The organism is Pseudomonas sp. H26/SER47-MNA-CIBAN-0231, from assembly GCF_040310465.1.
Taxonomy (GTDB): domain Bacteria; phylum Pseudomonadota; class Gammaproteobacteria; order Pseudomonadales; family Pseudomonadaceae; genus Aquipseudomonas; species Aquipseudomonas atacamensis.
In genome coordinates this window covers 1-272 of sequence record NZ_JBEOPW010000077.1, presented here as the reverse complement: position 1 = coordinate 272, position 272 = coordinate 1, and the positions used below count along the sequence as shown (strand labels likewise).

1 pseudogene is annotated in these 272 nt (G+C 57.4%); it reads left to right on the top strand.

The window, feature by feature from the left end:
• Window positions 1-71: 71 nt before the first annotated feature.
• Window positions 72-272 (top strand): annotated as a pseudogene (locus AAEZ10_RS27335) (LysO family transporter); the annotation flags it as partial.

Below are 272 nucleotides of genomic sequence, written 5' to 3'. Positions count from 1 at the left end.
ACCGAGTTGTGGGCCGTTGTAATCGCGCCCTGGGTGCTGGTGCAAGATCGTGCCGACGGCGAGTTGCACTGATGCTGACCGGAGTGCTGCTGATACTGGCGCCACTGTTTCTTGGCTTCGCCATGTCTATTTCCAACCGCCGCGCGATGACCACTATCCACTATTCGGTAGAAACTCTGGTGTACCTGATTCTGGGTATGCTTGGTTTGGGGCTAGGGCAAATGGATGGCCTGGGCAGCCAGCTCAGTACCATGGCAAACCAAGTGCTGGCC